At 74.9% G+C, this 10,125-nt stretch carries 4 protein-coding genes; 1 reads left to right on the forward strand and 3 read right to left on the reverse strand.

What is annotated here, in order from left to right:
- Positions 1 to 40 precede the first annotated feature (40 nt).
- Entirely contained in the window at positions 41 to 3,487 is a 3,447-nt protein-coding gene (locus ACOTKD_RS33745; protein WP_424892815.1) for a BTAD domain-containing putative transcriptional regulator, read from the reverse strand.
- A gap of 634 nt (positions 3,488 to 4,121) precedes the next feature.
- On the opposite strand from ACOTKD_RS33745, the gene ACOTKD_RS33750 reads away from it, so the two are divergent.
- Positions 4,122 to 8,486 carry an SDR family NAD(P)-dependent oxidoreductase gene (locus ACOTKD_RS33750; protein ID WP_424892816.1) on the forward strand — a complete coding sequence of 1,455 codons (4,365 nt, stop codon included), beginning with the start codon at positions 4,122 to 4,124 and terminating at the stop codon, positions 8,484 to 8,486.
- 69 nt (positions 8,487 to 8,555) lie between these two features.
- On the opposite strand, the gene ACOTKD_RS33755 is transcribed toward ACOTKD_RS33750, so the two are convergent.
- Both ACOTKD_RS33755 and ACOTKD_RS33760 read right to left on the reverse strand, forming a co-directional pair.
- On the reverse strand, positions 8,556 to 8,747 hold the full coding sequence (locus ACOTKD_RS33755; protein WP_424892817.1) for a ferredoxin: 192 nt from the start codon (positions 8,745 to 8,747) through the stop codon (positions 8,556 to 8,558).
- 13 nt (positions 8,748 to 8,760) lie between these two features.
- A complete protein-coding gene (locus ACOTKD_RS33760) occupies positions 8,761 to 9,861 on the reverse strand; it encodes a cytochrome P450 (protein ID WP_424892818.1) in 1,101 nt (366 codons plus the stop codon).
- Between the last annotated feature and the right edge of the window lie 264 nt (positions 9,862 to 10,125).

Genomic DNA, 10,125 nt, shown 5'->3' on the forward strand with positions numbered 1-10,125 from the left:
CCGCGGACGAAGGGCACCCCGGGGCGGGGCCGGCCGGCGCTCACACGGCCGCCTGCTTCGCCCCGGCAGCGGTGGTCCCCAGGAGCTCGTGGAGCAGGCGGGTGGCGGGGAGCGACTCGTGCAAATAGACGTGTTCTCCGCGCTGTTCGACGGCCGAGAGCAGGGCGTGGAAGGTCGCCTTCGCTTCTTCGGGGCGGCCGGCGTGGTACTGGGCCTGGCCGAGGAGCCCCAGGTGGAGGGGGTGGCGCAGGCGGGTGCTGGAGCGGCGCAGTTCGGCCAGGGAAGCCTGCATCAGGGCGAGTCCGTCCTCTTCGAGGCCCGAGTGGGTCAGGCCCCACCCTTCGAGCACGCCCAGCATCCCCTTCCAGTAGAGCAGCCCGTGTTCGCCCGCCACGCGGACGCCCTCGGCGCCGGAGGAGCGCGCCTGCTGGGCGTCGCCCTCCCAGGCCGCCACGACCGCGTCCACGTAGAGGGCGAAGGACCGGTCGGAGGGCCTGCTGTCGTACTCGGTCAGGTGCAGCAACTGGTGGCGGCGGGCCCTGGCGGTCCGCCGGTTGCCGAGGAGCCAGTGGGTGAACGTGTTGTACGAGCGGCACGAGACGCGCGGGTCGTGCTGGAAGGTGCGCGCCAGCGAGTGGCCTTCGCCGGCGTAGCGGTCCGCCATGTCGACGCCGTGCTCCAGTTCGGCCAGTGCCTGCGACAGGCGGCCGCGGACGTGCAGGACGATGCCCTCGCCGTACGCGGCGCCGAGCACCGCCACGGGTGCCTCGGTCCGTCCCGCGAGGTCCCGCAGCAGGCCGGAGAACCGCCGGGAGGCGTCGTAGCGGCCGGTGACCAGATAGGCGGCGCACAGCGCCCACAGCACCGACGGGTCCTCGGGGGCCTGGGCGGCCGAGCTCAGGGCCCGGCCGTGCGCGAGCGCCCGCTCGGCCTCGGGGTGCCCGTAGCCCCGGGTGGTGGCCAGTACTTGACCGAGCTGGACGTGCAGCCGCCGTTCCAGGGGCACGACCGTGGGGTCGTCCTGGGGGAGCAGGTCGACCAGCTGCACCGCCCGGCGCAGCCAGGTCTCCACGCGCTCGTACGCCAGTTGCTGCTCCGCCTGCTCGGCGGCGCGCAGCAGCCGGGGGAGCGCCTCCGCCGGGGCGATGGTGCTTCTCGCGTGCCACGTGTGGTGGGCGATGCGCTCGGCGCTCGTGTCCTCCGCGCGGCCCTGCCTGCGGGTGCTCAGCGCTTCGGCGACCCTGGCGTGCAGCCGCTGCCGGTCCTCGCGCGTGAGCTCGTCGATGAGCGTCTCCTGGACCAGGGCATGGGCGAACAGGAGCCGCCCCGGATGCTGGAGGTCCTCGCCGAGCAGCCCGGCGCGGATGGCCGACTCCATCGCCCCGGTGACGGGTTCGTCCCCGGTGGCGGTGCGCTCCAGCAGGTCGGTGTCGACCTCGGCGCCGATGACGGCGCACAGCCGCAGTACCCGCAGGACGGGTTCGGGCAGCGCGGCGAACCGCTGGTGCAGCACCTCGCGCACACCGGTGGGCACGCGCGTCAGCAGCACCTCGACCGCGTCCGGGCTGCGCAGGCTCCGGGCGTCCCCCAGGAGGGAGAGGAGCTGCATGACGAAGTACGGGTTGCCCTCGCTGCGCCGGTGCAGCGCCTCGACGACCTCGGCGTCCACGCCTGGTCCGGCCTGGGCCACGACTAAGTCGGCGACGGCCTGCCGGGAGAGCCCGTCGAGCCGCAGGGTCTCCGTCCGGGGGCCGCGCAGGATCTCGGAGAGCATGCGGCGCAGCGTGGCGTCGGATTCGACCTCGAACTCGCGGGCGGTGAGGACGATCGCGAGCGGGTGGCCGTGGCAGCGGGTGCTCAGCTGCCTGAGCAGGTCGAGGGAGGGCGCGTCGGCCCAGTGCAGGTCCTCCAGGAACAGGAACAGCGGGCTCTGGGCGGCCAGGGCGAGCAGGACTTCGCAGACCGCGTCGTGGGTGAGGAACCGGGCCTGGCCCCAGTCCGCTTCGTTGCCCGGGGCGCGGCCGGGGCCGCCCGACCACTCGGGCATGAGCGGCGAGAGCAGATGGCAGAAAGGTTTCGTTGCGGCCTGGAAGGCGTCCGGGCGGCTGACGGACAGCCGCCGGAGCACCTGCGTCCACAGCCAGTAGGGCGGCACGCCCTCGCTGCGGAAGCAGTAGCTCCAGATGACTTCCAGCCCCTCGCCGTCGCGGCCGCTGCCGGCGGCCTCCAGCCGCGGGGCGAGTTCGAAGAGCAGCCGGGTCTTGCCGACTCCGGCGGGGCCGAGGACTCCGGCCACGTGCCCCCGGCCGGCCAGGGCGCTCGCCGCCGCGGTCGTCAGCCGCTCCAGCTCCTCGCCGCGGCCGGTGAACGGGGACTGGCTCGCCGACCGCGGGGTGCGCCCGGCCGTGCCGGCCCCGTCGGACTCATCGGCTCCATTCGCCCCGCCGACCCCAACGGCCTTGTCGTCCGTCCCTGTCGTACGGAGTGCCCCCGCTGCTTCGGAGGTTCCGCCGGGGGTTCCAGCAGCATGCTGCCCGGCCCCGGCGGCCTGTGCGGCCGGTGTGACGCGCGTAGCGTCGTGGGGCGGGAGGCTCCTGCCGCCTGGAGCGGCAACAGCAACGGTGGCTCTTCGCGCGGCGTCGCCCCCTTCGGCCCCGGCCGCCTCGCCCGTCACCACCGCATCGGGCTGCTCCTCCTCCCGGGCCTCACCTACGGCAGCCGTCGCCGGAACCACCGGGCCGCCCGCAGGCTCCTCCGCCGCCGGCTCATGGCGCAGGATCGCGGTCCGCACGCGGCGGAGCGCGGCGGTGGTGCCCACGCCGAACTCCTCGGCCAGGTGGCTGCGCGTCCGTTCGTACACCTCCAGCGCCTCGGCTTGCCGTCCGAGCCGGGAGAGGGCGGTCATCAGCTGGCCGACGAGGCGTTCCCGCGCGGGGTTGCGGCGCGCCTCCCGGTCGAGGTCCGCGGCCACCTCCTCGGCCGCCCCGAGGGCCAGGCGGGCCTCCGCGCAGGACTCGACGGCCGTGAGGCGGACGTGTTCGAGCCGGGTGCTCTCGTCGCTGAGCGGCGGGTGGCCGTCGAACTCCCCGTAGGGCGCGCCCCGCCACAGCGCCAGCGCCTCCGTGAGCCGGTCGCGCGCGGCGAGCGGATCGCGGCGGTCCAGCAGCCGGCGCCCCTCGGCGACGAGGAGTTCGAAGCGGAAGGTGTCGATCTGTTCGGGGGCGAGCTCCAGGACGTAGCCGCCGGCCCGGTGGCGCAGGACGGACGCGCCGCCGGCCCCGGCCGCCGGCTGGAGGGCGCGGCGCAGGTGGGAGACGTGGCTCTGCAGCGTGGCGACGGCCTGGCGGGGCGGCTCCCCGCCCCACAGCTCCTCGACGAGCAACTCCGTGGGGACGACGCGGCCCAGGCGGATGAGGAGGAGGGCGAGCAGCGCCTGCCGGCGCGGCGGTCCGAGCGGGAGGTCCTGCCCGTCATGGCGGGCCGACATGGGACCGAGCACACTCAGAAGTGGCTCGATCGCAACGGTTACCGCCGGCTCATCCGGGGGCGGCGGATTCGGCGCGGTGGGTGCGGGCATGTCGGTCCCAATCGGTTGGCACGCGCGACCGTGCTGACGGGCAGCCGGCACTGCACTGCCGGCGCCTTCCAAATCGGATCCTTGCATAAGGAAGCAGGGCATTCCAAGATCGCGACCAGCCATCGGCAAGCCGACTGCAAGGTCTTCGCAAGGGTTTCGTCAGATCATTGAAAACCCTCTGCAGCCGGCGGCAAGGAATCGTCAACGGCATGGTCAGGCCACCCGCAAGGGCGGTGGCGCACGATGCGCGTCATCGGAGAACACCGCTCACCCGGGGGACAGGACCATGACGCAAAAGCACACCCTCGCGGAGGTGGCGTGACGCATTCCGCCACCCGGTCGCGTGCGGTCCCGGCGCCCGGCCCCCTCGGGGCCACGGCCGCGGCGCCGAGCGGATCCTCACGGGCGAGCACCTGACCCTGCGCGGGACGAGTCCCGGCGCGGCCGCCGGGGCCTCCTCGGCGTCCCCCCGTGCCGGCGTCCCCCTGAACGCCGTCGACCGGTGCGCCGCAGCGCCGCGTCGGCCTAGGACGGAGAACGCGTCATGAACAACGGAACCGGCGTCCCCGGCCACGACCAGGACATCGCCGTCGTCGGCCTTTCCCTGCGGCTGCCCGGCTCGCGCACCCCCGACGAGTTCTGGGACCACCTGGCCCGGGGCCGCTCCCTGATCACCGAGGTGCCCGAGCACCGGCGCCGGCAGCACCGTTCCGGCCACCCGTCCTCCGAGTCCGACACGACCGGCAGCGTCTGGGGCGGCTTCGTCGACGACGCCGACTGCTTCGATGCGGACTTCTTCCGGATCACCCCGCGCGAGGCGCGGTCCATGGACCTGCAGCAGCGCATCGCCCTGGAGCTGAGCTGGCACGCCCTGGAGGACGCCGGATACCGCGCCGACCGGATGGCGGGCTCCCGCACCGGCGTCTTCATGGGCGCCTGCCAGGCGGACTACGCCGAGCTGTTCGAGCAGGAGGCCGAGGGGGCCGGCGCCTGCGACCCGGCCGGCGCCGCCCTCGCCGACCGGGTGGCCCGGCACTTCGGCTTCCGCGGCCCCGGCGCCGCCGGCGACACCGCGTCCGCAGGCTCTCTGGTGGCCGTCGAACAGGCCGTGCGGGCGCTGCGCAGCGGCGACTGCGACCACGCCCTCGCGGGCGGCGTCAACCTGTCCTGGTCGCCAAGGCACTTCGTGGCCTTCGCCAAGGCGGGCATGGCCTCGCCCGGCGGCCGGTACAGGGCCTTCGACGCGAACGCCAACGGCTACGTGCGCGGCGAGGGCGGCGGCGTCCTCCTCCTCAAGCGAGCCGCGGACGCCCGCCGCGACGGCGACGCCGTCCACGCGCTGATCAAGGGCATCGGCAGCGACCAGGGCGAGCGCACCAGCTCCCTGACCGGCACCGACCCGGCCGCGCAGGCCGAACTGATCACCGCGGTCTACCGCCGGGCGGGCATCGCGCCCGAGACCGTCACGTACGTCGAGACGCACGGCCCCGGCGCCCCCGTCGGCGACCCCATCGAAATCCGCGGCCTCGTGCAGGCCTTCGCCGACCTGCACGAGAACCGGCCCGGCACGGTGGCGAGCCGGCCCGGCACGGTGGCGGGTCGGCCTGACCGGGTGGTGGGCCGGCCCGGCACCGTGCCCGGCCGGCTGGGGACAGCGGCGCGGTCCGGCACCGTTGCGGTCCGACCGGGAACAGCGGCGGGCCGGCCCGCCTCCGCGGTGGGCCGGCCGGGAACCGCGGTGAGTCGCCCGGGAACCGGCAAGGGCCGGCCCGCGACCGCGCGGGGGCACCGCTGCGGAGTCGGCTCGGTGAAGACCAGCACCGGCCACCTGGAGGGGGCCGCCGGCGTCGTGGGCATGCTCAAGGTCATCCTCGCCATGCGCCACCGCAAGCTGCCCGCGACCGTCGGCTTCGAGAAGCTCGACCCGCACATCAAGCTGGACGGCAGCCCGCTGTACATCGTGGACCGCCTGACCGACTGGACCGCCGGGCCGGGCACCGGCCCGGCGGCGCCGCTGCGCGCGGGCGTCAGCTCCTTCGGCTGCGCCGGCACCAACTCCCACGTACTGCTGGAGTCAGGCGATCCCTGTGCTCCGGCCGGGGAAGCCCCGGCCGGCATGGTGGGCAGCGAGCAGTGGCTGCCCGTCTCCGCCATGGACGAGGACCGGCTCCGCGCGACGTGCGCCGGGCTCGCCCGCTGGGCCCGCACCCGCATCGAGCACGCCGACGCCCCGGCCCTGGCCGACGTCGCCCGCACCCTGCGCGAGGGCCGCGTGCCGATGTGCGAGCGGGTGGTGTTCCGCGCGAGTGACCTCGCCGAGTGGGCCGCCCAGCTGGAGAGCGTCGCCGAGGGGGAGCAGTCGCCCGCCGGCTGCTTCCGCGGCCGGACCGGCGCGGACATCTTCGGCGCGGAATCCCCCGACGGGCCCGGCGCGGACTCCCTGGCGGCGCTCGCCGTCCGCCGGCTGGAGCTGGGCTACCACGACGAGTTCGCGGCCGCCTGGGTCCGGGGGATCCCCGTCGACTGGGCGCAGTGGCCGGAGCACGGGCGCCGCGTCCACCTCCCCGGCTACGCCTTCGCCCGGACCCCGCACCGGTTCCTGCCCACCGTCCGCCCGGAATCCGGCGGCGCGCCCCCGCTGTCCGCGCCGGCCGCCGAGCCCGCGCCGCTGGGCACCGGGCGCCGGGACGCCGACGGTTGGACCTTCCCCCTGCACTTCGACGCCGCCCAGGGCTTCGTCCGCGACCACCTCATCAACGGCGCCCGGCTCGTCCCCGGGGTGATCGCCCTCGAACTCGCCACGGCGGCGGCCCGCCAGCAGGCGGTCGCGGGCCCGCACGCCGGGCGGACGCCCCGCGTCCGCGACGCCGTGTGGATCCGGCCGCTGCCCGTCGCCGACCAGGGCCTGGCGCCCAGGCTCCGGCTGACCCCCGCGGGCTCCGGCTACGACTACGCCGTCACCGACGTCAACGGCACCCCCTACGCGACCGGCCGCGTCGAGTACGCCGAGCACGCCGAAGCCCCGCCCCGGGCGACGGACCCGGGCACGCTGCGCGACCGCTTCCCCGAGCGCATCGACGTCGCCGGGGGCTACGCCGCCCTGCTCGGCCACGGCATCGAACACGGCCCCGCGCTGTGCGCCCTGCACAGTCTGCACGGCGGACCGGACGGCGTGCTCGCCGGACTGAAGCTGCCCGCGGGCGCCCCGGCCGACATGGTGCTGCAGCCCGCGATCCTCGGCAGCGCCCTGCTCGCGACCCTGGCCCTCGGCACCGGCGACGACGGCGAGGGCGGCTGGCTCAGCCAGGCCCCGCCCCCGGTCCCGTTCACCCTGGACTGCCTCGAAACCCACGCGGCGACGACCCGGGAGATGTGGGCGTGGCTACGGCCCGCCGCCGGCGGCCGCCCCGGCACCGACATCGACCTGCTCGACGAGAGCGGCCGGCTCTGCGTACGGTTCACCGGCTACACCACCAGGAAACTGCCCGACATCCCCGCGCAAGGGCCCTATCCCGCCGCGGGCGAGGAGCTCATGGAGGTCACCGGCGTCTGGACGGAGGCCCCCGCCCCGGCGCCCGGCGCGACCCCGCGCGACGTGACCGTCCTCAACGCCTTCCTGGACCAGGACCTTGTCGCGGCGAGTGCCGCGCGCCTGGGCGCGGACGTCCTGCACCTGGACGTTCCCGCGGGCGCCCCCGACGCCGTCGCCATGAAGGCGGCCTTCGCCGCCTGCTACCCGCACGTCCAGCGCCTGCTCGGACAGGGCCGGCACGCCCTCGTCGTCGCACCCGGCGCACCGGACTCGCCGGTCCACGCCCCGCTCGCCGCGCTCCTGAGGACCGCCCACCAGGAGAACCCCTCCTTCACCGGCGGGCTCGTCCTCCTCGACGGCCACGACCCCCGCGACCCCGCCGCCTTCGAACGCATCGTCAGGGCGGAGGCGGGCACCGGGGACGGCGGCGGCACGGCCGGCGGCGTCACGGAAATCGCCTACGACCGCGACGGCCGCCGCCTGCGCCGCACGACCGTCGAACTCCCCCCTGCCGCCACGGGGGAGAGCCTGCTGCGCGACGGCGGGGTCTACTGGATCACCGGTGGTGCGGGAGGCCTGGGCCTGCTCGTGGCCGAGCGGCTGTGCGAGCGGCACCACGCGACGGTCGTCGTCGGCGGCCGGCCGGCACACAGCCCGGCCGTCGACGCGCTGCAGGCCCGCCTGCCGCACGGCGAAGTGACCTACCGGTGCACGGACGTCACCGACGCGGACGCCGTGCGCGCCGTGGTCACGGACATTCACCTGCAGTACGGACGGCTCGACGGCGTGTTCCACGCGGTGGACGTCTTCGACGACGGCTACCTCGCCCGCACACCGTTCGCGAGCACCGCCGCCGTCCTCGCGCCCACGGTGGACGGCGCCGCCCACATCGACGCCGCGACCTATGGGCACGGTCTGGACTTCCTGCTCCTGTTCGGCTCCGCGACGGGTGCCTTCGGCAACGTCGCGCAGGCCGGCCACGCCGCCGCCGGGGCCTTCCTCGACGCGTTCGCCGCGCGCCGGCAAGCGGCCGGCAGCGTGACCCGCGCCGTCGACTGGTCGCTCTGGGCGGACGGCGGCACGCGTCTGGACGACGCCGCCCTCGCCCACTTGCGCCGGCGCACCGGCATCGTGCCGCTGCCCACCGAGACGGGCCTGACCGCGATCGAACGCGCCCTGCGCTCCGACGGGCCCGTCCGCCGCGTGGTCCTTTACGGCGAGAAGCCCAAACTGCGCGCGTACGCCGGCCTGGACCCGGCCGGACGCCCCGCCCTGCCCGCACCGTGGAAGAGCGCGGCCGCGCCGGCCGCCGCCCTCGGCGACCTCGAACTCCGCTCCCGCACCCAGGGCTTCCGGAGGACGCTGCGCGCCGCGTGACCACACGCTTGACCCGAGGGACCGCGCCGGCCCGGCGGCGCTCCGGCGGTGGAGCCGGAGCGCCCGGCCTCAGGTGATGCTGATGACCGCCGTCGGGCACCGCTCGGCGGCCTCCTCCACCGCTGCCCGCTGCTCGGCGCCGGGCGCGGCGTCGAGCAGGATCACCGTGCCGTCCTCGTCGTCCTGGTCGAAGACGCCGGGGGCGACGAGCACGCACGTGCCCGCTCCGCAGCACAGGTCCTTGTCGATCTCGATCCGCATCAGGGCCGCCTCCTCACCAGCGCACCGGCAGGCCCAGGACGCCGTACGTCACCATCATCTCCCGGGTGCCGACCTCCTCCGCCGGAACGGCCAGCTCCAGCCCGGGGAAGCGGCGCAGCAGCGACTCGTAGCCGATGGCGAGCTCCAGGCGGGCCAGGTGGTGGCCCATGCACTGGTGGGGCCCGCTGCCGAAGGCGAGGTGGCGGGTGGCGCCGCGGCGGATGTCGAAGACGTCGGGGTCCTCGAAGCCGGCCGGGTCGCGGTTGGCGGCGGGCAGCGACACCGTGACGACCTCGCCCTTGCGGATGGACTGCCCCTCGAACGCGAAGTCCTCGGCGGCCACCCGGATCGGGCCGATCTGCACCACGCTGAGGTAGCGCAGCAGCTCTTCGACGGCACCGTCCATCAGCGACCAGTCGGCGCGCAGGGCCGCCAGCTGCCCGGGGTGGCGCAGGAGGGCGTAGGTGCCCAGCGCCAGCATGTTGGTGGTGGTCTCAAGACCGGCGATGAGCAGGACGATCGTGATGCCGAGCAGCTCTTCGTCGGTCAGGTCGGTCTCGACGGTGAGCCGGCCGAGGATGTCCGGCCCCGGGTCCTTGCGCGCGGCGGCGATCAGGGCGTGCAGCATGCCGCCGAGCAGCACCATCGACTGCTGCATCTCCTCGCCGCTGCTGGAGAGGCTGAAGAGGACGTCGACGTGGTGCCCGAACTGCGCACGGTCCTCCTCCGGCAGCCCCAGCAGCTCCGAAGTGACCAGCGTGGGCAGCGGCTTGGCGAACGCCTCCACCAGGTCGACGGGGCCACCCCCGCTCTCCATGCCGTCCAGCAGGCGGTCCGTCATCTCCTGGATGCGCGGCCGGAGTTCCCGCACCCTCCGAACGGTGAAGTGCTTGCTCAGCAGGCGGCGGTAACGGGTGTGGTCGGGCGGGTCCATGTTGACGAACATGCCCGCGGGCAGCGCGTCGGTGCTCAGCTCGGAGCCGGGCACCTTGACCGGAGAACGCTTCCCGGCCGGCAGTGAGCTGAACCGGGTGTCGCCCAGCACGGCCCGCGCGCTCTGCAGCCCGGTGACCAGGCGGCCGATGTGCCCGTCGGGGTACTGCAGCGGGGTCACCGGGCATTCCTCGCGCGCTTCCGCGAAAGGGGCCGGCGGGTCGAAGGGACAGCCCGAGGGGCGGGCCGTCGGGAAGGTCCGTGCTCCGCGATTCTCGGATTCTCGCGATTGCGTCATGAACGGTGAAACCTCTTCGCCAGAGGAAAAAAGGGGGAAAGGCTATACGGCCCATGACTCTCCTACAACTGCCCCTAGGGTTCTCCTTAGTGATCGCATGTGCGCCGCAGCGACGCGCGAGCGCGCCGTCCGTTTGGGATTCCCCTA

The organism is Streptomyces sp. XH2 (assembly GCF_049725035.1).
GTDB lineage: Bacteria > Actinomycetota > Actinomycetes > Streptomycetales > Streptomycetaceae > Streptomyces > Streptomyces roseoverticillatus.

Coding starts and splice junctions, on each gene's coding strand:
- ACOTKD_RS33745 (WP_424892815.1), bottom strand. CDS start 3,487: ATGTCGGCCCGCCATGACGGGCAGGACCTCCCGCTCGGACCGCCGCGC.
- ACOTKD_RS33750 (WP_424892816.1), top strand. CDS start 4,122: ATGAACAACGGAACCGGCGTCCCCGGCCACGACCAGGACATCGCCGTC.
- ACOTKD_RS33755 (WP_424892817.1), bottom strand. CDS start 8,747: ATGCGGATCGAGATCGACAAGGACCTGTGCTGCGGAGCGGGCACGTGC.